We start from the raw sequence: 22,165 nt of genomic DNA, 5'->3' as shown, positions 1-22,165 counted from the left end.
GGCGGCAGTTTCAGCAGTGTGTAGACCATAGTCGCAGCCAGGTACGGCCAGGCAGACACCCCGCCACGGCTTCAGCTCGAAGGCACCGAGGCGCGCGCTCCGGCATGGAGCACAGCGCTCGTTCGATGCAACCCGAGGTGGTGGCCCGGAATGATGCCATTCCCAGACTGGCCAGCTTCGATGCCTGCGACAATCACAACGGCTGCCCAGCGCCATGGCATGCAGCGACCGACAGGCGGTTAGTGATAAGCTCGCGCACCATGAAAACGCCAAACTTCCGCCCCGTAGTGCTCTGCATGTCCGGCCACGACCCGAGCGGTGGTGCCGGTTTGCAGGCCGACATCGAAGCCCTGCTGGCCCAAGGCTGCCACGCCGCCCCGACGGTGACCGCCCTGACCGTGCAGGATACCGTCAACGTCAGCGATTTCCGCGTACTCGACCGTGACTGGGTACTGGCCCAGGCCCGCGCCGTGATCGCCGATATGCCCGTCGCAGCCGTCAAGCTGGGCATGCTTGGCTCGGTGGAGATGGTCGACACCGTGCTTGAGGTGATGAGCCAGCTACCCGGCGTCCCACTGGTCTGCGACCCGGTGCTGCGCGCTGGCGGCGGCGGCTCGCTGGGCAAGGAAGACGTCGGCTATGCCATGCGCGAGCGCCTGTTCGCCGCATCCACCATCGCCACACCGAACCTGCCGGAAGCACGTATCCTCGCCGAGTTGCCGCAAGGCAGCGCCGACGAATGCGCCGACAAGCTGCTGCCGTTTATCGAGCACCTGCTGATCACTGGCGGCCACGGTGACGAAGCCGAAGTGCACAACCGCCTGTACTGCCGCGACGGCAGCCGTCACACCTTCACCTGCGCGCGCCTGCCCGGTAGCTACCATGGCTCCGGTTGCACCCTGGCCAGCACTCTGGCCGGTCGCCTGGCCCTCGGACAGGAACTGGTCAGTGCAGTGAAGAGCGCCCTCGATTACACCTGGTGCACCTTGCGTGACGCCGAGCAACCCGGCCACGGCCAGTACGTGCCGCGCCGCCTGCCGTTGGATTACGGCCAATGAGCCTGCGCGGCCTCTACGCCATCACCGACACCCCGCTGCTGGCCGGCGGCAAGCTGCTGCCCTACGCCGAAGCGGCGCTGAGCGGTGGCGCGCGCCTGTTGCAATACCGCGACAAATCCACCGACGCCGCACGCCGCTTCGATGAAGCCCAGGCCCTGGCCGAGCTGTGCCAACGCCACGGCGCCACGCTGATCATCAACGACGACCTGGAGCTGGCCGCACGCCTGGGCGTTGGCCTGCACCTGGGGCAAAGCGACGGCTCGCTAGCCGCCGCCCGTGCCCGCCTCGGTGCCGATACGGTGATCGGCGGCACCTGCCATGCCCAGCTGGAGCTGGCCGAACGTGCAGTCGCCGAAGGCGCCAGCTATATCGCCTTCGGCCGCTTCTTCAACTCCAACACCAAACCTGGCGCCCCGGCTGCCACCGTGGAGCTGCTGGATGAAGCGCGCGCGCGTTTTGCCCAGCCCATCGTCGCCATCGGCGGTGTGACCTTAGGCACCGCGCCAGGCCTCATCGCCCGCGGCGCCAGCATGGTCGCCGTGATCCACGCCCTGTTCGCTGCGGACTCCGCCCTCGAGGTAGAAGACCGCGCCCGCGCCTTCGCCGCGCTGTTCGATTGACCCTTTTGCAGAGAGAACCCGTCATGTCCCGCTCCGAGATCCTCTTCGCCAACGCCCAGAAACACATCCCCGGCGGCGTCAACTCGCCGGTGCGCGCCTTCCGCAGCGTCGGCGGCACCCCGCTGTTCTTCAAGCACGCCGCTGGCGCCTATGTCGTCGACGAAGACGACAAGCGTTACGTCGACTACGTCGGCTCCTGGGGCCCGATGATCCTCGGCCACAGCCACCCGGACGTACTCGATTCGGTGCGCCGCCAGCTGGAACACGGCCTGTCCTACGGCGCGCCGACCGCTCTGGAAACCGAAATGGCCGAGCTGGTCTGCGGCCTGGTGCCGTCGATGGAAATGGTGCGCATGGTCAGCTCCGGCACCGAGGCGACCATGAGCGCCATCCGCCTGGCCCGTGGCTATACCGGCCGCGACAGCATCATCAAGTTCGAAGGCTGCTACCACGGTCACTCCGACAGCCTGCTGGTCAAGGCCGGCTCCGGTCTGCTGACCCAGGGCGTGCCGAACTCCGCGGGCGTGCCGGCGGCCTTCGCCAAGCACACCCTGACCCTGCCGTTCAACGACATCGCCGCCGTGGCCGAGTGCCTGGCCCAGGTCGGCCAGGAAGTCGCCTGCATCATCGTCGAGCCAGTGGCCGGCAACATGAACTGCGTACCGCCAGCGCCGGGCTTCCTCGAAGGCCTGCGCGAGCAGTGCGACAAGCATGGCGTGGTGCTGATCTTCGACGAAGTGATGACCGGTTTCCGCGTCGCCCTCGGTGGCGCCCAGGCGCACTACGGCGTCACTCCGGACCTGACCACCTTCGGCAAGATCATCGGCGGCGGCATGCCGGTGGGCTGCTTCGGCGGCAAGCGCGCGATCATGGAATGCATCGCCCCGCTCGGCCCGGTCTACCAGGCCGGCACCCTGTCAGGTAACCCGCTGGCCATGGCCGCCGGCCTGACCACCCTCAAGCTGATCAGCCGCCCGGGCTTCCACACCGAGCTCAGCGACTACACCTCGCGCATGCTCGCGGGCCTGCAGGAGCGTGCCGATGCGGCCGGCGTTCCCTTCGTCACCACGCAAGCCGGGGCCATGTTCGGCCTGTACTTCAGCGGTGCCGACGACATCGTCACCTTCGCCGATGTGATGGCCAGCGACAGCGCGCGCTTCAACCGCTTCTTCCACCTGATGCTCAATGGCGGCGTGTACCTGGCGCCGAGCGCCTTCGAGGCCGGTTTCACCTCCATCGCCCACGGCGACAAGGAGCTGGAAATCACCTTCGCCGCTGCCGAGCGCGCTTTCGCCGAGCTGAAAAAAGCCTGATGCAATACAGCACCGCCTTCACCGATGCCTTGCTGGCACTGGCGTGCGCCGCCTGCGCCTGGCTGATCGGCCGGGCACGCGGGCGCTACGGCGAGGGCGATCAGCCAGCACTGTTCTGCGCCCTGCTCGGTTTTCTGCTGCCAGCAGCGGCCGCTAGCGTCGGCGTGATTCGCTACGGTTTCGACCCAAGCTGGCAGCCCGCACATCTGTGGCTCACGCAAGCCAGCAGTTTTCTCGGCCTGCCCCTGCTCGGCGCCGCCGCCCTGGCGCTGGGCCGCGGCTGGGCCTGGAGCCGACCGAACTGGGGGCGCATCCTGCTCGGACTGTGCGCGTTCTTCGAGCTGTTCCGTCAACTGGGTTATCTGGAGGACTACCGCCTGGCGCTGAACCTGGCCACGCTGGTACTGATCCTCTATGCCGGCGCCGTGCAATGGCCACGCCGTGCACCTGCGATCATCGCTGCCGTGGCGGCGGGCCTGTTTCTGCTGGCTGGCCTGGCAGTTGGCAGCGAGGGCATGATCGGGCCGCTGCGCCGCGTCGACCTGTTCCATCTGCTGCTGGCACCGGCCTACCCGCTGCTGGCCTGGCTGCTGCTGAGCCTGCCGGCAAGCGCAAAGCGACAGCCCGGTTAACAGACCGCTGAAAAACGTCGGCGACGACTGCATGGATGCAGGCGGCAGAGCGAAGCAGGAAGCCAAAAAACAGCCCGGTAAAGCCTTTGTAACAAGCCCCCGGTTTATTCCATAATGCGACGGCCGGCACACCTTGCGCCGGCCGGGCACGTCACCCGCCCTGAACTGCCGAGGTCCCGTTATCCAGATGAACCGCACCGGCCGCACCCTGTCCCTGGGCTGCCTGTTGCTTTTCCTCCCGCTGTTTGCGTTCGCAGGCGGCAACTCCCTGCTGATCCCGGCCAGCGGCAGCTGTGCCCTGAACGCCTCCCCCGAAGAGATGCCCGACGCCCTGGCCAGTTGCCAGGAAATGGCGCGCGCCGGCAGCATGCAGGCGGCCTATGAGCTGGGTGAGTACTACTACGACGGCAAGCGTACCCCGCGCGACCTCAAGCAGGCCCTGACCTGGTTCGAACGCGCCTCGCTGCAAGGGCACGCCGAAGCGCAACTGCGCCTGGGCACCATGTTCTTCCGGGGCGAAGGCGTACCGGCCAACAATGTGCAGGCTTACATCGTGCTGAAGATGGCGTCGGTCAATGGCTCGGACGAAGCCATGGACAGTGCCGACCTGGTATCGGCACAGATGCGTCGCGACGAACTGGAAATCGCCAGCCAGGTGCTGGGACAGATCTTCCGCAGCTACCTGCTGGAACTACAGACCGCCGAAGGCCGCTCCCCCTTCTCGCCGCTGCCCTAAAAACGCGGGCGCGCGCGGCGCACCCTAGGGCTCCGGGCTTACTTGTCCGGCATCGGCATGGGGAACGGCATCACGTTGCCGCCGCCCTTGGCTTCGCTGATCTTCGCCGTGCCCAAACGCTCCACCTCGTCGATACGGATGATCGCGTGCATCGGCACGAAGCTGCGCACCACACCTTCGAACTGCGCCTTGAGCTTCTCCTCGCTGGGGTCGACCACCAGCTGGCTGCGCTCGCCGAAGACGAATTCCTCCACCTCCAGAAAGCCCCACAGATCGCTCTGATAGATCTGTTTGGCATACATCTCGTACACCTGGCCCTGGTTGAGGAAAATCACCTTGTAGATGGGATCGCGCTTGCTCATGAAGACTCGAAGTCAGGAAAAACGGGGCGCGCAGGATAGCACAGCACAGCCGAACGACACCGCGCACCCGCAACTGGAATAACATGCAACGACGATCAAGGATGAGCCCCATGCCACACCATCGTATTTCATACGCCTTGCTGCTCAGCGTCGCCCTGGCACTGCCCGCGTACGCCACAGAAAAGGATTGTTCGACAGAGGCGCTGCGCCGCCCACTGGTCGACGCCCTGGTATCCAGGGGCGATTACGAGAGTGCGATTGATCGCCTGGAGCAGGTCAAACAGCGTCAGGATTCCTGCAATCCCGAGACCCTGGATGCCAATTGGTATTGGCTGCGCAGCGATCTGTCTTTCACCTACCTCAAGGCCGGCCGCGAACAGGACTGCCTCGCCCTGCTCGCACCACTGATCGACAACCCGGCCAGTTCCCAGAACATCATCCAGCAGAATCTGGAGGACGCGGGCCGACTGCAGCACGCTCTGGAAACCAACCAGCGGTTATGCACCGCGGCTCATGAGGCACGGCTTGGCGCTTATGCATCAACGCCTTGCCCATACCCCGTAAGCGGCGCACTGGCCAGCGTTGCCACCGCTGCAGGCGGTTGCCTGGCGCTCATTCCTGGCGCAGAAGCGGCAAACTGCCCTCGGCTTGAGCAATGGCAACAGGGAAAACCTATCCGCCAGATTCGCTCCGTAAAGACCGATATCGATAGCCCGCTCGTCGATACGTCGCGCTGCTGCAGTATCAAGGAATTGCGCGTGGCAGAGAATGACGGTCAATACCGCCTGCGCCTGGCCGGTGAAGGGCGCGACTGCTATGGCGGCAGCGCCTACGACCTGATCGACACTCTCTATCTGTTGCAGGACAACGAACTGATACCCGAACGAGATTTTTCGCGCACGCGCTGAGCGGTGGCATCGCCCTTGGCACACGCCTATAATGCGCGGTCATTTTTTAACCACCTCAGACAGTGCCATGACCAAGAAGCTCTATATCGAAACCCACGGTTGCCAGATGAACGAGTACGACAGCTCGCGCATGGTCGACCTGCTGGGCGAGCATCAGGCCCTGGAGGTCACGGAAAAACCCGAAGAAGCAGACGTGATCCTGCTCAATACCTGCTCGATCCGCGAGAAGGCGCAGGACAAGGTGTTCTCCCAGCTCGGCCGCTGGCGCGAGCTGAAGCAGGCCAACCCGGATCTGGTGATCGGCGTCGGCGGCTGCGTGGCCAGCCAGGAAGGCGCGGCGATTCGCGACCGCGCACCCTACGTCGACGTGGTGTTCGGCCCGCAGACCCTGCACCGCCTGCCGGAAATGATCGACGCGGCGCGCACCACCAAGACCGCCCAGGTGGACATCAGCTTCCCCGAGATCGAGAAGTTCGACCGCCTGCCCGAGCCGCGCGTCGACGGCCCCAGCGCCTTCGTCTCGGTTATGGAAGGCTGCAGCAAGTACTGCACCTTCTGCGTGGTGCCCTACACCCGAGGCGAGGAAGTCAGCCGCCCGCTGATCGACGTGCTGATGGAAATCACCTCCCTGACCGAGAAGGGCGTGAAGGAAATCACCCTGCTCGGGCAGAACGTCAACGGCTACCGTGGCGAAGCGCCGGACGGCCATATCGCCGACTTCGCCGAGCTGCTGCATGCCGTGGCAGCCCTCGATGGTGTGGAGCGTATCCGCTACACCACCAGCCACCCGCTGGAGTTCTCCGACGCGATCATCGCGGCCCATGCCGAGATTCCGCAGCTGGTGAAATACCTGCACCTGCCGGTGCAATCCGGCTCGGATCGCATCCTTGCGGCGATGAAGCGCAACCACACCGCGCTGGAGTACAAGTCGCGCATCCGCAAGCTGCGCGCGGCGGTGCCGGACATCCTGATCAGCTCGGACTTCATCGTCGGCTTCCCTGGCGAGACCGAGAAGGACTTCGAGCAGACCATGAAGCTGATCGAGGACGTCGGTTTCGACTTTTCCTTCTCCTTCATCTACAGCTCGCGCCCGGGCACGCCGGCTGCCGACCTGGTCGACGACACCCCGGACGAAGTGAAGAAGCAGCGCCTGGCCATGCTGCAGCACCGCATCAGCCAGAACGGCTTCGAGAACAGCCGACGCATGGTCGGCACGGTTCAGCGCATCCTGGTCAGCGACTATTCGAAGAAGGACCCGGGCATGCTCCAGGGCCGTACCGAGCAGAACCGCATCGTCAACTTCCGTTGCGACAACCCGCGCCTGATCGGCCAGTTCGTCGACGTGCACATCGACGATGCCCTGCCGCATTCGCTGCGCGGCACTCTGCTGGATATCGGCACCCTCCACTAATGTAGCGGGCGCCCCCACTTGCGTTGTGGGCGCCCGGCGTTATGCTGCCTTTCAACCCCCAGACAAGTGACGATCACACCATCACCTTGAACGCCTCTCTAGAACCTCATCGCTTCACCCTCGAACCTTTCGAGGCCCGCCGTTTCGCCAACCTCTGCGGCCAGTTCGACGAGCATCTGCGCCTGATCGAAGAGCGCCTCGGCCTGGAAATCCGCAACCGTGGCAACCAGTTCGAGCTGCTTGGCGGCGCCGACAAGACCCAGGCCGCCGAAACCCTGCTGCGCAAGCTGTACCGCGAAACCAAAGCCACCGAGCTGTCGCCCGATCTGGTGCACCTGTATCTGCAGGAGTCCGGTGTCGAAGAGCTGGTCAACCCGAGCAACCTGCCTCAGGTGACCCTGCGCACCAAGAAGGGCGTGATCAAGCCTCGCGGCGCCAACCAGCAGCGCTATGTCAAGGCGATCCTCGACAATGACATCAACTTCGGCATCGGCCCGGCCGGTACCGGCAAGACCTACCTGGCCGTGGCCTGCGCGGTGGACGCGCTGGAGCGCGAGCAGGTGCGCCGCATCCTGCTGGTGCGCCCGGCGGTGGAGGCCGGCGAGAAGCTCGGTTTCCTGCCCGGCGACCTGGCACAGAAGATCGACCCCTACCTGCGCCCGCTGTACGACGCGCTGTACGAGATGCTTGGCTTCGAGTACGTGGCCAAGCTGATCGAGAAGCAAGTCATCGAGATTGCGCCGCTGGCCTACATGCGCGGGCGCACGCTTAACAACAGCTTCATCATTCTCGACGAGAGTCAGAACACCACCGTCGAGCAGATGAAGATGTTCCTCACCCGTATCGGTTTCGGCTCCACCGCCGTGATCACCGGCGACATCACCCAGGTCGACCTGCCGCGCGGCACCAAGAGCGGCCTGGCCCACGTCATCGAGGTACTGCGTGACGTGCCTGGCATCAGCTTCACCCACTTCAAGCCCAAGGACGTGGTGCGCCACCCATTGGTGCAGCGCATCGTCGAAGCCTACGAGCGCCACGACGCACGCCTGAACGGCAAGGGCGACAGCCACGATGCTTGAACTGGATCTGCAACTGGCCAGCGACGGCCAGCACCCGGACGAGGCGCAACTGCGCCGCTGGTGCGAACTGGCCCTGCGCCAGCGCACCGCCGATTCGGAGCTGACCATTCGCCTGGTCGACGAGGCCGAAGGCCGCGAGCTGAACCACACCTGGCGGCACAAGGACTACGCCACCAACGTCCTGTCCTTCCCCGCCGAGATTCCCGATGGAATTCTCGACATCCCGCTGCTAGGCGATCTGGTGATCTGCGTGCCGGTGGTCGAGCGCGAGGCGGCCGAGCAAGGCAAGGCCCTGCACGCGCACTGGGCCCACCTGGTGATCCACGGCTGCCTGCACCTGCTGGGTTATGACCATATCGAGGAAGACGAAGCCCTCGAGATGGAAGAACTGGAACGACAATTGCTCGCCGAACTGGGTCACCCCGACCCTTATGCGGACGACGAATCTCCTATTGATAAGGACCCCGAGTAAAACGCCATGAGCGAAGACCGATCGAGCAACGAGCAGAAGTCCTGGTTCAACAAGCTGACCCAGGCTTTTGCTCATGAACCAAGGAACCGCCAGGAACTGCTGGAAGTCCTGCGCGAAGCCCACCAGAACAAACTGCTCGACAGCGAAGCGCTGGCCATTGTCGAAGGCGCCATTCAGGTCGCCGACCTGCAGGTTCGCGACATCATGGTCCCGCGCTCGCAGATGATCAGCATCAAGGCCACCCAGACGCCCCGCGAATTCCTGCCCGCCATCATCGACGCTGCGCACTCGCGTTACCCGGTGGTCGGCGAGAGCCTCGACGACGTCATCGGCATTCTCCTGGCCAAGGATCTGCTGCCGCTGATCCTGCAGGGCGAACAGCCCAACTTCAACATCAAGGATCTGCTGCGCCCGGCCACTTTCGTGCCCGAATCCAAGCGCCTCAACGTGCTGCTGCGCGAGTTTCGCGCCAACCACAACCACATGGCCGTGGTCATCGACGAATACGGCGGCGTTGCCGGCCTGGTGACCATCGAAGACGTGCTCGAACAGATCGTCGGCGACATCGAGGACGAGCACGATGTCGAGGAGGACGGCTACATCAAGCCGCTGCCCTCCGGCGACTACCTGATCAAGGCGCTGACGCCCATCGACAGCTTCAACGAGACCTTCGACAGCGAGTTCTCCGACGACGAGTACGACACCGTCGGCGGTCTGGTGATGAACGCCTTCGGCCACCTGCCCAAGCGCAACGAAGTCACCGAGATCGGCGAGTTCCGCTTCCGCGTGCTCAATGCCGACAGCCGCCGCATCCACCTGCTGCGCCTGACCCCGGTCAGCCGCTGACGGCTGGTATCCGGGGATGGCGAGCGCGCCTCCCCGGCTTGCATCCGGCTACGACTTGCCGCCTGCCACTGCCTGCCCCTACCCTTGCGCCACCCTGATTCCAAGGATCAACCCATGCTGCAATGGATCACTCGTCCGGGCTGGCCCGGCCACCTGCTCGCCTGCGGCGCAGGCGCACTGACCACCCTGGCGCTCGCCCCGTTCGATCTCTGGCCATTGGCCGTGCTGTCCATTGCCCTGTTCTATTTCGGCCTGCGCCATCTGCGCCCCGGCCAGGCAGCGCTACGCGGCTGGAGCTATGGCTTCGGCCTGTTCGCCTCTGGCACCAGCTGGGTGTATGTCAGCATCCACGACTACGGCGCCGCCTCCCCCGCATTGGCGGGTGCTCTCACCCTGGGCTTCGTCGCAGGCCTGGGCCTGCTCTTCGCCCTGACCGCCGCCCTCTGGGCACGCTGGCTACGTCGCAGCGAAGCGCCGCTGGCCGATGCCCTGGCGTTCGCCGCGCTGTGGGTCGCTCAGGAAGTGTTTCGCGGCTGGTTCCTCACCGGCTTCCCCTGGCTGTATGCCGGCTACAGCCAGCTCGACGGCCCGCTGAGCGGTCTGGTGCCGGTTGGCGGGGTCTGGCTGGCGTCCTTCGTCATTGCCCTGTCGGCAGCGCTGATCGTCAATCTGGAGCGCCTGCGCCCGCAAAAGCCGCGTTACGTCTGCGCCCTGCTCCTGCTGCTGAGCCCCTGGCTCGCTGGCCTGGCCCTGAAGGATCACAACTGGACGCGACCATCGGGCAACAGCCTCAGCGTCGCCGCCGTGCAGGGCAACGTCGAGCAGAGCATGAAATGGGATCCGGCCCAGCTCAACGCGCAGCTCGCGCTTTATCGCGATCTCAGCTTCAGCGCCAAGCCGGTCGACATTCTGGTCTGGCCGGAAACGGCGATCCCGGTGCTCAAGGACATGGCCCAGGGCTATATCGGCGTGATGGACCGCTTCGCCCGTGACCGCAACAGCGCGCTGATCACAGGCGTGCCCGTGCGCCAGTCCAACGAGCACGGGGAAATTCGTTACTACAACGCCATCACCAGCTTCGGCGAGGGCCAGGGCACCTACCTCAAGCAGAAGCTGGTGCCATTCGGCGAGTACGTGCCCCTGCAGGACCTGCTGCGCGGCTTGATCGCCTTCTTCGACCTGCCCATGTCCGACTTCGCCCGCGGCCCGGCCGACCAACAGCCGCTACTGGCCAAGGGACATCGCATCGCGCCGTTCATCTGCTACGAAGTGGTCTATCCGGAGTTCGCGGCAGCGCTGGCGGCGGATAGCGATATCCTCCTGACCGTGAGCAACGACGCCTGGTTCGGCACCTCCATCGGCCCGCTGCAGCACCTGCAGATGGCGCAGATGCGTGCACTGGAAGCAGGGCGCTGGATGATCCGCGCCACCAACAACGGCATGACCGTGGTGATCGACCCACAGGGGCGCATCCAGTTCAGCCTGCCACAGTTCGAACGCGGCGTGCTGTACGGTGAGGTCCTGCCCATGCAGGGGCTGACGCCCTATCTGCAGTGGCGCATCTGGCCGCTGGCGATACTCTGCGCCCTACTGCTGGGCTGGGCGCTGCTGGCCAGCCGCATGGCCAAGACGGTATAGGAGCAGCGGAGCAAGACACCGAACAGGCCTTGAGGCGCGATCGAGCCGCCAAGCCACAGCATCGCAGGAGCGGCTGGGCGGCACTCCGCTCCTACGCGAAGGTTCAGCCTCGATCACCGCCATATATCAGCGGATAGCTCAGCAGGCCAATGACCTCATTGAGCAACTGACTGCTCTGCCAGATCACCCGTGACTCGGGCAGCCAACCGCCCAGGGGCCGGCTGTAGCCGGCACTGAGATAGCCCATCGGCGCGCTGATCACCTCGAAACCGGCCTGCTCGAAACACCAGCGCGCCCGCGGCATATGCCAGGCCTGGGTGACCAGCACCACGCGCCGCACGCCCTGCGGCTGCAACAACCGCGCACTGAGCACGGCGTTCTCCCAGGTGGTGCGGCTTTCCTCCTCCAGCCAGCGAATATCCAAGCCATAGTCGCGCTGCATGGCATCGGCCATCAGTGCAGCTTCGCTGGGCGGCTGGCCGTAATGCAGGCCACCAGTGGCTGCCAGGGGCAGGCCAGACGCACGCGCCAGACGAGCGGCGTAGCGCAGCCGCTCCAAGGCCATCAGCCCCGGCTGATCGGTTCCACCCCAACCCGGATCGTTCTGCTCGCGCCCGGCGCCGAGAATCACGATGGCATCGGCACGCTGCGCCAGCGTCGGCCACTGCGTCTGCTCCAGTACCGGCTCACGCTCGAGCCAGGCGGCGCTCCATTGCATCACCGCCGGCAGGCTCATCAGCCACAGCCCAGCGAAACCGACGGCAAAGCACGTAACCGCCACTCGCGGAAAGCGGCGGCGCAGCCACCAACCCAGCAAAATCAGCAGGAGCAGAACGCCTGGCGGCATCAGCAATTGTTTGAGGATGTAGCGAATCGGCATCAGGCACCTCCGGGGCGCCCAAGCCTAACGAGGTTTACCGCTACGAAACAACTTCGAACCACAGGCCTGACAGGCCTGTGCATCCTGCCCGCGATGCCAGTTCACTGCGGTGCCACAAAGCGCACAACAAAGCGCCTGACGGCGCTTCATCAACGGCTTGACCCTGGCCATCGATTTGCCGCCGACGGCCTTGGCGCTACGCAGTGGCTGGCGCTGGATCAACGCCAACTCCTCGGCCGCTGAGTGCCAACCGCGCAGCCAGTGCAGGTCGCGATTGAGATAGGCGCGGATCAGCTCCAGTTCCGCCGGGCTCAATCCATCGAGCTCCAGCTCGCGCAGCGGCTCGGCATGCAGGCGGTTGGCGGTGTCGGCTTCCTCCAGCGCCAAGGCAAGCCTTTGCAGCAGTCGTTCGTAAAGACCACCACCCCGTTCCGCCTGCCGAGCATCGACCATCTAACACCTCGCGAGCCCCGACGACTGCGGGCCTTGAATAAAGCTTAGCGAAGGCCCTGCCGGCAGCCTGGCGCCGCGACAAACGGCGGGGACAGCACAATCGGGTTTCCCTCGGCAGACGGCGCTCATGTATGCTACGACGTTTTCCGCAAGCCCCATTCCTTCAGCGCCAGAGCCATGCACGAACAGTACTCGCCCCGTGAAATAGAAGCCGCCGCGCAGTCCCACTGGGACGCGCAAAAATCCTTCGTCGTCAGCGAACAGCCCGGCAAGGACACCTTCTACTGCCTGTCGATGTTCCCCTACCCCAGCGGCAAGCTACACATGGGGCATGTGCGCAACTACACCATCGGTGACGTGATCGCGCGCTACCAGCGCATGCAGGGCAAAAACGTGCTGCAGCCGATGGGCTGGGACGCCTTCGGCATGCCGGCGGAAAACGCCGCGATGAAGAACCAGGTGGCGCCGGCCAAGTGGACCTACGAGAACATCGCCTACATGAAGTCCCAGCTCAAATCGCTGGGCCTGGCCATCGACTGGACGCGTGAAGTCACCACCTGCAAGCCGGATTACTACCGCTGGGAACAGTGGCTGTTCACCCGCCTGTTCGAGAAGGGCGTGATCTACCGCAAGAACGGCACCGTCAACTGGGACCCGGTGGACCAGACCGTACTGGCCAACGAGCAGGTCATCGACGGCCGTGGCTGGCGTTCGGGCGCGCTGATCGAGAAGCGTGAAATCCCGATGTACTACTTCAAGATCACCGCTTACGCCGAAGAGCTGCTGAGCAGCCTGGATGAGCTCGATGGCTGGCCCGAGCAGGTCAAGACCATGCAGCGCAACTGGATCGGCAAGAGTTTCGGTGCCGACATCGTCTTCGACTACGACGTCGCCAGCATCGGCATCGACGGCCAACTGAAGGTTTACTCGACCCGCCCTGACACCTTGATGGGTGCCACCTACGTCGCCGTGGCCGCCGAGCACCCGCTGGCCCAGCGCGCTGCCGAGGGCAACCCGGCCATCGCCGCCTTCATCGCCGAGTGCAAGGCCGGCTCCGTGGCCGAGGCCGACATGGCCACCATGGAGAAGAAAGGCCTGGCCACCGGCCAGTTCGTCACTCATCCGCTGACCGGCGACAAGCTGCCGGTATTCGTCGCCAACTACGTGCTGTGGGGCTACGGCGAAGGCGCGGTGATGGCCGTACCGGCGCATGACGAGCGCGACTTCGAATTCGCGGGCAAGTACGACCTGCCGATCAAGCAGGTCTACACCGGCGAAGGCAAGGACTACGACGCCAGCACCTGGCAGGACTGGTACGGCGACAAGGCCGGCCTGACCACCATCAATTCCGGCAAGTACGACGGTCTGGACTTCAGCACCGCTTTCGACGCCATCGTCGGCGACCTGGAAGCCAGCGCGCACGGCACCCGCAAGACCCAGTTCCGCCTGCGCGACTGGGGCATCAGCCGCCAGCGCTACTGGGGCTGCCCGATCCCGATCATCCACTGCGATAGCTGCGGCGACGTGCCGGTGCCGGAAGACCAACTGCCGGTGGTACTGCCCGAAGACGTGGTGCCGGACGGCGCCGGCTCGCCGCTGGCCAAGATGCCCGAATTCTACGAATGCAGCTGCCCGAAATGCGGCGCCCCGGCCAAGCGCGAAACCGACACCATGGACACCTTCGTCGAGTCGTCCTGGTATTTCGCCCGCTATGCCAGCCCGAACTACGACAAGGGCATGGTCGACCCGGCTGCGGCCAACCACTGGCTGCCAGTCGATCAGTACATCGGCGGCATCGAGCACGCCATCCTGCACCTGCTGTACGCGCGCTTCTTCCACAAGCTGATGCGCGACGAGGGCCTGGTGTCCTCCAACGAGCCGTTCAAGAACCTGCTGACCCAGGGCATGGTGGTCGCCGAGACCTACTACCGCACCCTGGAAAACGGCGGCAAGGACTGGTTCAACCCGGCCGACGTCGAAGTCGAACGTGATGCCAAGGCCAAGGTCATCGGCGCCAAGCTCAAGAGCGACGGCTTGGCCGTGGAAATCGGCGGCACCGAGAAGATGTCCAAGTCGAAGAACAACGGCGTCGACCCGCAGGACATGATCGATGCCTACGGCGCCGACACCTGCCGCCTGTTCATGATGTTCGCCTCGCCGCCCGATCAGAGCTGCGAATGGTCGGATGCCGGCGTCGAAGGCGCCAACCGCTTCCTGCGCCGCGTCTGGCGTCTGGCCCACAGCCATGTCGCCGCCGGCCTGCCGGGCCAGCTGGATGCCACCGCGCTGTCCGACGAGCAGAAAGCCGTGCGCCGCGCCATTCACCTGGCGATCAAGCAGGCCAGCAACGATATCGGCCAGCACCACAAGTTCAACACCGCCGTCGCCCAGGTGATGACGCTGATGAACGTGCTGGAAAAGGCTGCCACCGCGACCGAACAGGATCGCGCACTGGTGCACGAAGGCCTGCAAGTCGTTACCCTGCTGCTGGCGCCGATCACCCCGCACATCAGCCACGAACTGTGGCAACGCCTCGGTCACGCCGATGCGGTGATCGATGCGCAATGGCCGCAGGTCGACGAGTCCGCCCTGGTGCAGGACAGCCTGACCCTGGTGGTACAGGTCAACGGCAAGCTGCGCGGGCAGATCGAGGTTCCGGCATCCGCTTCCCGCGAAGAGGTCGAAGCCGCCGCCCGTGCCAACGAGAACGTGCTGCGCTTCACCGAAGGCCTGAGCATTCGCAAGGTCATCGTGGTGCCAGGCAAGCTGGTCAACATAGTCGCCAACTGATTAAGCTCGGCGCCACACATGTGTGGCGTCGTGATCCGCCAAGGGGATATGAGAATGATGAAACGGAATCTGCTGGTCATCGGCCTGGCTGGCCTGCTCAGCGCGTGCGGTTTTCAGCTGCGCGGCACCGGCGATGTGCAGTTCGCCCTGAAGGAACTCGATGTCAGTGCGCGCGACGCCTATGGCAACACCGTGCAGCAAGTGCGTGACGTTCTGGAAAACAACGATGTTCGCGTTTACGCCGGTGCGCCCTACAAGCTGGTGATCACCCGCGAAACCGAGAATCGTCGCAGTGCCAGCTACAGCAGCGGCGCACGTACCGCCGAGTACGAACTGACCATGGAGCTGGACTACGAGATCCGCGGCGCGAAGAACCTGCTGCTGACCGGTAACAAGGTGGAAGTGCAGAACTACTACCAGCAGGACGATAACAACCTGGCCGGCTCCGACCAGGAAGCGACTCAACTGCGCGGCGAGCTGCGCCGTGAAATGATCCAGCAACTCGTGCAGAACCTGCAGCAAGTTACGCCAGAGCAACTGGACCAACTGCAGCAGACCGCCGAAGCCCGCGCCAAGGCAGAAGCCGAAGCCCTGGAAGCAGCGCGTCGTGCTCGCGAAAGCCAGGTCGCCCCGCAGCAGTCGCCGATCGAACTGCCGGTCCAGTAACGGCACCAGGGCCGCTGCGGCGGCCCTGATCCACTCGCCTCGATGGCATCACCTCGATGAAGCTCGCCCCCGCCCAGCTCGGCAAACACCTGCAAGGCTCTCTCGCACCGGTCTATGCGATCAGCGGTGACGAGCCGCTGTTGTGCCAGGAAACCGCTGACGCCATCCGCAATACCTGCCGCCAGCAGGGTTTCGGCGAACGCCAGGTGTTCAATGCCGAAGCCAACTTCGACTGGGGCAATCTGCTGCAGGCGGGCGCCAGCCTGTCGCTGTTCGCCGAGAAGCGTCTGCTGGAGCTGCGCCTGCCATCCGGCAAGCCTGGCGACAAGGGCGCCGCAGCCTTGCTGGAATACCTGGCCCGGCCGCCCGAGGACACCGTCCTGTTGCTGAGCCTGCCCAAGCTCGACGGCAGCACGCAGAAATCCAAATGGGCCAAGGCCCTGATCGACGGCCAGGCCTGCCAGTTCATCCAGATCTGGCCGGTGGATGCCAACCAGTTACCGCAGTGGATTCGCCAGCGCCTGGCCCAGGCCGGCCTCAGCGCCAGCGCCGACGCGGTGGACATGATCGCCGCACGGGTGGAAGGCAACCTGCTGGCTGCCGCCCAGGAAGTGGAAAAACTCAAGCTGCTCGCCACAGGCAACCAGATCGACGCTGAAACCGTCCAGGCTTCCGTGGCCGACAGCGCCCGCTTCGATGTATTCGGCCTGATCGACTGCGCGCTCGGCGGCGATGCCGCTCACGCCCTGCGCATGCTCGAAGGGCTGCGCGGCGAAGGCGTGGAAACCCCGGTGATTCTCTGGGCCCTGGCACGCGAGATTCGCCTGCTGGCCGGCATCGCCCATCAGCAGAGCCAGGGCATCCCGCTGGACAAGGCCTTCTCCAGCGCTCGTCCGCCCGTATGGGACAAACGCAGACCGCTGGTCTCCAAGGCGCTGCAACGCCACAGCAGCAAGCGCTGGGGTCAGCTGCTGCAGCAGGCGCAGCTGATCGACGCGCAGATCAAGGGTCAGGCGCCTGGTAACCCCTGGAGCGAGCTGGCCATGCTGACCCTGCAGCTGTCCGGGCAACGGCTACGCCTCGACTGAGCCTGGGTACGCTGGACATTTTCTGTACAGCGGCGCATAGTCCGCGCCGTCTGCATTGGCGCAGACCAGTCTGCATGAGGAAACGCCATGAGCAAGAAAACCGGCAAACGGCCGAACAAGGCCAAATCCATCGTCGCCCAGCCACTGTTTCGCTCCCGCCAGGAGCGACCACAGAAAGGCAAAGGCAGCTACCGCCGCGAAGCCTCCCACAATTGGGAGGCTTCTTGCTTTATGGGCCTCTTCGTTTCGCTGATAGCCCAGAATCCCCGTCGGGCATGCTAAGGTAACCGCCTGCTTAAACGCCCTGAGATAGACATGCCACACCAGTTTCCTCGTCGCGCCCTGGCTCTGCTTCCTCTCCTGCTACTGGCCGCCTGTGCCCAAGCCCCAGCGGAAAATCTGCCGACCGCCACGACTCCGGCAATGCCCCAGCCCACCATCGCAGTGCCATTGAGCAGTTTCGCCGACTGGCGCCAAGCCTTGCGCAGTGAAGCGATTGCCGCCGGTATCGACGCCAGCCTGTTCGACCACGCATTCGCCGGCATCAGCCCCGACCCTGCAGTGCTCAGGGCTGACAGCAGCCAGCCCGAGTTCACTCGCCCGGTGTGGGAGTATCTCGACGGCGCCGTGTCCTCCAGCCGTATTGGCCGTGGCCGAGTATTGCTGGCGCAGCACAACGCCGTACTGCAACGCATCGAACAGCAATATGGTGTCGAAGCGCAGATTCTGGTCGCCATCTGGGGCCTGGAAAGCAATTTCGGCAACAACATCGGTAGCAACAGTGTCATTCGCTCTCTCGCCACCCTCGCCTATGACGGTCGTCGTCAGGGTTTCTGGCGCGTGCAGTTGCTGGCCGCCCTGCAGATCCTGCAGAACGGCGACGTGGCCAGCGAGCGCATGATTGGCTCCTGGGCCGGCGCCATGGGCCAGACCCAGTTCATGCCCACGACCTACAACCAGCATGCGGTGGACTTCGACGGGGACGGCAAGCGCGACCTGTGGAACTCCTCGACCGATGCCCTGGCTTCGGCGGCGCACTACCTGCAGGCATCTGGCTGGCAGCGTGGCCAGCCCTGGGGCTTCGAGGTGAACCTGCCCGATGGCTTCGACTACGCCCTGGCCGACCCGGACCAGCGCCGCACGCTGGCCGAATGGGCCGAGCTTGGCGTACGTCCACTGGCGCCGACCGGCGCCGCCGCCAGCGCACGCGCCAGCCTGCAGTTGCCCGCCGGGCACAAGGGCCCGGCCTTCCTGCTGCTGGACAATTTCCGCAGCATCCTCAAGTACAACAACTCCACCTCCTACGCGCTGGCCATCGGCCTGCTGGCCGACAACCTGCTGCGCCCGAGCGAAGTCAAAGGGCAGTGGCCACGCGGCGAACGCCAGTTGGGGCGTAGCGAACGCGTCGAACTGCAGGAGTTGCTGACCAAGGCCGGATTCGATCCCGGCCCGGCCGACGGTATCATCGGCGCCAATACGCGCAAGGCCATCCGCGCCCTGCAGCTGCAACTGAACTGGCCAGCCGATGGCTACCCCAATACCGAGCTGCTGCAACAGCTGCGCGCACGCTAAGCCGAGCAAACGCTGTTCCTGTTGCCTGCCAGCGATGGCAGGCAACAGACCGATCAGGCGCGTCATCGGCATTTTGTCGACAGGCGGCCCCAGCGTCTGCATACACCTTCTGTGGTAGACTGGCCGGCGGCCAAAAGCCACCTGCCCACGGAGCCTCTACCGGAGCCCTGATTTCCGATGTCCGACACCTCCTCGCCCAAATCCGTCGCCAGCGGCGAAAAATTCCGCACCGCCCAAGGCATCACCGCGATCAAGGATGGTCAGAAGCGCCGCGCCTCGGCCGAACCCCAGGTCTTCGAGCCCAAACCCAAGTGGTTGCGAGTCAAGGCCCCTGGCGGCAGCCGCTTCGAAGCGGTCAAGCGCAACGTCGGCGAGCACCGCCTGAGCACCGTCTGCCAGGAGTCGCATTGCCCGAACATGGGCGAATGCTGGTCCAACGGCACGGCCACCATCATGCTGATGGGTTCGGTATGCACCCGCGCCTGCCGCTTCTGCGCCGTCGACACCGGCAATCCCAACGGCTGGCTGGATCTGGAAGAACCGCAGAACACCGCCAAGTCGGTAGAGCTGATGGCGCTGCGTTACATCGTGCTGACCTCGGTAGACCGTGACGACCTGGAAGACGGCGGCGCCGGGCACTATGCGGCCTGCGTGCGCGCAATCAAGGAAAACACCCCACAAGTGGTAGTAGAGGCCCTGACGCCGGATTTCGACGGTGATCACCAGGCCATCGAGCGCGTGGTCGATTCCGGCCTGGAAGTCTTCGCGCAGAACGTCGAGACGGTCAAACGCCTGACCCATGTGGTGCGCGACCCACGCGCCGGCTACGAGAAGACCCTCAAGGTCCTCGAGCACGCCAAGAAGCACCGCCCCGACGTGCTGACCAAGACCAGCCTGATGCTGGGCCTGGGTGAAACCGACGAGGAAATCATCGAGACCATGGATGATCTGCGCGCCATCGGCGTCGACATCCTCACCCTCGGTCAATACCTGCAGCCCACGCGCAATCACCTCAAGGTGCAGCGCTGGGTCAGCCCGGAAGAGTTCAATCGCTTCCGTGACATCGGCCTGGAGAAGGGCTTCATGGAAGTCGCCGCTGGCCCGCTGGTGCGCTCCAGCTACCGCGCCGACCGCGTGTTCGAGAAGAACAACCTGGGCCTTGCCGCACCGGTTCCGGTGCCTGGCCAGGAAGTCGATACCAGCCTGATTCCGGCATTGAACCTGAACTGACGGGTAGCGTTGGATAAACGAAAGGGGCGCCATGGCGCCCCTTTTTGTGTCTGCACGCTTGCCGCTGCTTACTGATAGCCCAGCCTGTCACGCAGCGCCTTCTCCAGACGCTGCGATACCTCGTCGAACGCAGGCGGCGCTTGCAGCAGGTCACGCACCTGGACCATCTTCAACCCGGCGTAACCGCAAGGATTGATGCGCAAGAACGGCGACATGTCCATATCGACATTCAGCGCCAGGCCATGGAACGAGCAGCCACGACTGACGCGCAGGCCCAGGGACGCGATCTTGTCGCCCGCCACGTACACACCCGGCGCATCCGCCTTGGGCGCGGCCTCGATGCCGTAACTGGCCAGCAAGTCGACCAGACTCTGCTCCATGGCGGTGACCAGCTCACGCACGCCAAGATCGAGACGACGCAGATCGAGCATCAGATAGGCCACCAACTGGCCAGGACCGTGATAGGTCACCTGGCCGCCACGCTCGACCTGCACCACCGGAATGTCGCCTGGCGCCAGCAGATGCTCGGCCTTGCCAGCCTGACCCTGGGTGAACACCTTGGGATGCTGCAACAACCAGATCTCGTCTGGCGTTTGTGCGTCACGCTCGACGGTGAGCCGACGCATGGCCTCCAGCGTAGGCTGGTAATCGACCAGACCAAGGTGGCGAACGATGAGTTCGGGCATCGGCTTCACAGCACCATGTGCACGCGGCCGGTGGCACGCAGATCGACGTGAATCGCCTGCAGCTGCTCGATGCTGGTCGCGGTGATGAGCACCTGCACGGAGAGGAAATTGCCATTGCGGCTGTCGCGCATCACCAGCGTGGATGCATCCAGATCCGGCGCATGGCGCTGGATCACTTCGATCACCAGATCGGAAAATCCTTCGCCAGCAGTGCCGATCACCTTGATCGGGTAACGCTCGCAGGGAAATTCGATCTTGGGTGGTTGAACGTCATTATCGGTCATGTCGTCAGCGGGCCTGTGGCCCGTCCAGAAAGGGCCGCCCCGGGCTGGAGCGGACTGGTTGAGTCAGGGCGCGTCCATGAGACGCTCGGCACAAGATGCAGTGCCCGGAAGACAGGCTGAATGAAACGGCGGAGCAGCCCCCTTTACAAGACGTAAGTGGGTGCTGCTCCGCCGTTTTCAATGCTGGAGCACAACGTGGCTCGCTTCCAGCGCGCCCGATCAGTTGAACAGGCCGAAGAAGAACAGGCGAATGCTGTCCCACAGACGACGCAGCAGGCCGCCCTCTTCCACCGACTGCAGCGCCACCAGATCGGTGCTGCGCACCACCTCGTCACCCAGTTTGACTTCGACCTTGCCGATCACGTCGCCCTGCTGGATCGGTGCGATCAGTTGCGGGTTGAGCGTCATGCTGGCCTGCAGTTTTTCCAGCTGGCCCTTGGGCATGGTCATGGTCAGGTTTTCCGCCAGCCCCGCCTTGACCTGGCTCGTCGCGCCTTTCCACACGGTGGCCTGGGCCAGCTCGGCGCCCTTCTGGTAGAAGGTGCGGCTTTCGAAGAAACGGAAGCCATAGGTCAGCAGCTTCTGGGTTTCCGCGGCGCGAGCCTGCTCGCTGTCAGTGCCGAACACCGAGGTGATCATGCGTGCACCATCGCGTACGGCCGACGCCACCAGGCAGTAGCCAGCCTCGGAGGTGTGGCCGGTTTTCAGGCCGTCGACAGTGCGGTCACGCCACAGCAGCAGGTTACGGTTGGGCTGCTTGATGTTGTTCCAGAGGAACTCCTTCTGCGAGTAGATCGCATAGTGCTCCGCGTCTTCGTCGATGATCGCGCGAGCCAGGATCGCCATGTCATGGGCACTGGAGTAGTGATCCGGATGCGGCAGGCCAGTGGCGTTCATGAAGTGGCTGTTCTTCATGCCGAGACGCTCGGCGGTGGCGTTCATCATGTCGGCGAAGGCGTCTTCGCTACCGGCGATGTACTCGGCGATGGCGATGCTCGCGTCGTTACCGGACTGGATGATGATGCCGTGCAGCAGGTCGTCGACCGTGGCCTGGCTGTTCAGTGGCAGGAACATGGTGGAACCACCGGAAGCGGCGCCACCGGTACGCCAGGCGTGCTCGCTGATGGTGACCAGATCCTTCTCGCCGATCTTGCCGTTGCGGATTTCCAGGGTGGCGATGTAGGCGGTCATCAGCTTGGTCAGGCTGGCTGGCGGCAGGCGCTGGTCAGCATTGTTCTCGACCAGGACGTTGCCGCTGGCGGCGTCCATCAGCACGTAGGATTTGGCGGCCAGTTGCGGCGCCGCAGGCACCACCTGCTGGTTGGCCATGGCAAGTGGCGCGGCCAGAAGGGTCAGTACCAGTGAAGCACGTTGCACGAAGCTGGTGATGTTCATCCGTCTCTCGAAAATCGTTGCATGGGTTTGTACGGCCCCGCAGGGC

The 22,165-nt window shown here is 64.5% G+C and carries 22 protein-coding genes and 1 pseudogene; 17 read left to right on the top strand and 6 right to left on the bottom strand.

Annotated features, from left to right (window positions below; all coding sequences use genetic code 11):
• Positions 1–260 precede the first annotated feature (260 nt).
• From ACN8M7_RS16080 to ACN8M7_RS16060, 5 genes are all read left to right on the top strand, one after another.
• Positions 261–1,058 (top strand): hydroxymethylpyrimidine/phosphomethylpyrimidine kinase, encoded by a 798-nt coding sequence (locus ACN8M7_RS16080; RefSeq protein ID WP_490261418.1) that lies wholly within the window; start codon positions 261–263, stop codon positions 1,056–1,058.
• Entirely contained in the window at positions 1,055–1,678 is a 624-nt protein-coding gene (gene thiE, locus ACN8M7_RS16075; protein ID WP_490261417.1) for a thiamine phosphate synthase, read from the top strand. The genes ACN8M7_RS16080 and thiE overlap by 4 nt, the downstream gene beginning before the upstream one ends.
• A gap of 23 nt (positions 1,679–1,701) precedes the next feature.
• The gene (gene hemL, locus ACN8M7_RS16070; RefSeq protein ID WP_490261416.1) at positions 1,702–2,991 is read left to right on the top strand and encodes a glutamate-1-semialdehyde 2,1-aminomutase; all 1,290 of its coding nucleotides are present in this window, start codon (positions 1,702–1,704) and stop codon (positions 2,989–2,991) included.
• Complete coding sequence (locus tag ACN8M7_RS16065) at positions 2,991–3,623, top strand: DUF6962 family protein (protein ID WP_490261415.1); 633 nt, start codon at positions 2,991–2,993, stop codon at positions 3,621–3,623. The genes hemL and ACN8M7_RS16065 overlap by 1 nt, the downstream gene beginning before the upstream one ends.
• 187 nt (positions 3,624–3,810) lie before the next feature.
• Positions 3,811–4,359 (top strand): tetratricopeptide repeat protein, encoded by a 549-nt coding sequence (locus tag ACN8M7_RS16060; RefSeq protein ID WP_061240848.1) that lies wholly within the window; start codon positions 3,811–3,813, stop codon positions 4,357–4,359.
• A 38-nt stretch (positions 4,360–4,397) separates the two neighbouring features.
• Here ACN8M7_RS16060 and ACN8M7_RS16055 read toward each other — a convergent pair whose 3' ends face one another.
• Complete coding sequence (locus ACN8M7_RS16055) at positions 4,398–4,721, bottom strand: DUF1820 family protein (protein WP_013717157.1); 324 nt, start codon at positions 4,719–4,721, stop codon at positions 4,398–4,400.
• Positions 4,722–4,831: 110 nt separating this feature from the next.
• Between ACN8M7_RS16055 and ACN8M7_RS16050 the strand changes: the two genes are divergently transcribed.
• The 6 genes from ACN8M7_RS16050 to lnt all read left to right on the top strand — a co-directional run bounded on the left by ACN8M7_RS16050 (position 4,832) and on the right by lnt (position 11,075).
• A complete protein-coding gene (locus tag ACN8M7_RS16050) occupies positions 4,832–5,629 on the top strand; it encodes a hypothetical protein (RefSeq protein ID WP_490261414.1) in 798 nt (265 codons plus the stop codon).
• A gap of 67 nt (positions 5,630–5,696) precedes the next feature.
• Positions 5,697–7,040 carry a tRNA (N6-isopentenyl adenosine(37)-C2)-methylthiotransferase MiaB gene (gene miaB, locus ACN8M7_RS16045; protein WP_490261413.1) on the top strand — a complete coding sequence of 448 codons (1,344 nt, stop codon included), beginning with the start codon at positions 5,697–5,699 and terminating at the stop codon, positions 7,038–7,040.
• 86 nt (positions 7,041–7,126) lie between these two features.
• Positions 7,127–8,119, top strand: coding sequence for a PhoH family protein (locus ACN8M7_RS16040; protein WP_061241599.1), 993 nt, complete (start codon positions 7,127–7,129; stop codon positions 8,117–8,119).
• Positions 8,112–8,591, top strand: coding sequence for an rRNA maturation RNase YbeY (ybeY, locus tag ACN8M7_RS16035; protein WP_061240846.1), 480 nt, complete (start codon positions 8,112–8,114; stop codon positions 8,589–8,591). Before ACN8M7_RS16040 ends, ybeY begins: the two co-directional genes overlap by 8 nt.
• Positions 8,592–8,597: 6 nt before the next feature.
• A complete protein-coding gene (locus ACN8M7_RS16030) occupies positions 8,598–9,437 on the top strand; it encodes a CorC family transporter (RefSeq protein WP_061240845.1) in 840 nt (279 codons plus the stop codon).
• 114 nt (positions 9,438–9,551) lie between these two features.
• Positions 9,552–11,075: an apolipoprotein N-acyltransferase gene (lnt, locus tag ACN8M7_RS16025; protein WP_490261412.1), complete on the top strand. Its 1,524-nt coding sequence runs from the start codon at positions 9,552–9,554 to the stop codon at positions 11,073–11,075.
• Between the two features lie 103 nt (positions 11,076–11,178).
• On the opposite strand, the gene ACN8M7_RS16020 is transcribed toward lnt, so the two are convergent.
• Entirely contained in the window at positions 11,179–11,955 is a 777-nt protein-coding gene (locus ACN8M7_RS16020; protein ID WP_490261411.1) for a YdcF family protein, read from the bottom strand.
• Between the two features lie 24 nt (positions 11,956–11,979).
• Complete coding sequence (locus tag ACN8M7_RS16015; RefSeq protein ID WP_490261410.1) at positions 11,980–12,408, bottom strand: hypothetical protein; 429 nt, start codon at positions 12,406–12,408, stop codon at positions 11,980–11,982.
• A 177-nt stretch (positions 12,409–12,585) separates the two neighbouring features.
• Between ACN8M7_RS16015 and leuS the strand changes: the two genes are divergently transcribed.
• The 6 genes and pseudogenes from leuS to lipA all read left to right on the top strand — a co-directional run bounded on the left by leuS (position 12,586) and on the right by lipA (position 19,754).
• The gene (gene leuS, locus ACN8M7_RS16010) at positions 12,586–15,198 is read left to right on the top strand and encodes a leucine--tRNA ligase (RefSeq protein ID WP_490261409.1); all 2,613 of its coding nucleotides are present in this window, start codon (positions 12,586–12,588) and stop codon (positions 15,196–15,198) included.
• A 54-nt stretch (positions 15,199–15,252) separates the two neighbouring features.
• The gene (locus ACN8M7_RS16005) at positions 15,253–15,864 is read left to right on the top strand and encodes an LPS-assembly lipoprotein LptE (protein ID WP_490261408.1); all 612 of its coding nucleotides are present in this window, start codon (positions 15,253–15,255) and stop codon (positions 15,862–15,864) included.
• 56 nt (positions 15,865–15,920) lie between these two features.
• Entirely contained in the window at positions 15,921–16,952 is a 1,032-nt protein-coding gene (gene holA / locus ACN8M7_RS16000; RefSeq protein ID WP_490261407.1) for a DNA polymerase III subunit delta, read from the top strand.
• A gap of 87 nt (positions 16,953–17,039) precedes the next feature.
• Positions 17,040–17,186: pseudogene (gene arfA / locus ACN8M7_RS15995) on the top strand (alternative ribosome rescue factor ArfA); the annotation flags it as partial.
• 81 nt (positions 17,187–17,267) lie between these two features.
• Entirely contained in the window at positions 17,268–18,524 is a 1,257-nt protein-coding gene (locus ACN8M7_RS15990; RefSeq protein WP_490261406.1) for a lytic murein transglycosylase, read from the top strand.
• A 177-nt stretch (positions 18,525–18,701) separates the two neighbouring features.
• Entirely contained in the window at positions 18,702–19,754 is a 1,053-nt protein-coding gene (gene lipA, locus ACN8M7_RS15985; RefSeq protein ID WP_061240837.1) for a lipoyl synthase, read from the top strand.
• Positions 19,755–19,822: 68 nt separating this feature from the next.
• Here the strand turns inward: lipA and lipB are convergent, their stop codons facing one another.
• From lipB to ACN8M7_RS15970, 3 genes are all read right to left on the bottom strand, one after another.
• Positions 19,823–20,440 (bottom strand): lipoyl(octanoyl) transferase LipB, encoded by a 618-nt coding sequence (lipB, locus tag ACN8M7_RS15980; protein WP_490261405.1) that lies wholly within the window; start codon positions 20,438–20,440, stop codon positions 19,823–19,825.
• Positions 20,441–20,445: 5 nt separating this feature from the next.
• Positions 20,446–20,724: a DUF493 domain-containing protein gene (locus ACN8M7_RS15975; protein WP_490261404.1), complete on the bottom strand. Its 279-nt coding sequence runs from the start codon at positions 20,722–20,724 to the stop codon at positions 20,446–20,448.
• 219 nt (positions 20,725–20,943) lie between these two features.
• A complete protein-coding gene (locus ACN8M7_RS15970) occupies positions 20,944–22,119 on the bottom strand; it encodes a D-alanyl-D-alanine carboxypeptidase family protein (RefSeq protein ID WP_490261403.1) in 1,176 nt (391 codons plus the stop codon).
• Positions 22,120–22,165: the final 46 nt, after the last annotated feature.

It is taken from the genome of Pseudomonas spartinae (genome assembly GCF_965197125.1).
Taxonomy (GTDB): Bacteria; Pseudomonadota; Gammaproteobacteria; order Pseudomonadales; family Pseudomonadaceae; genus Aquipseudomonas; species Aquipseudomonas composti_A.
This window is presented reverse-complemented; position numbering and strand designations above follow the sequence as displayed.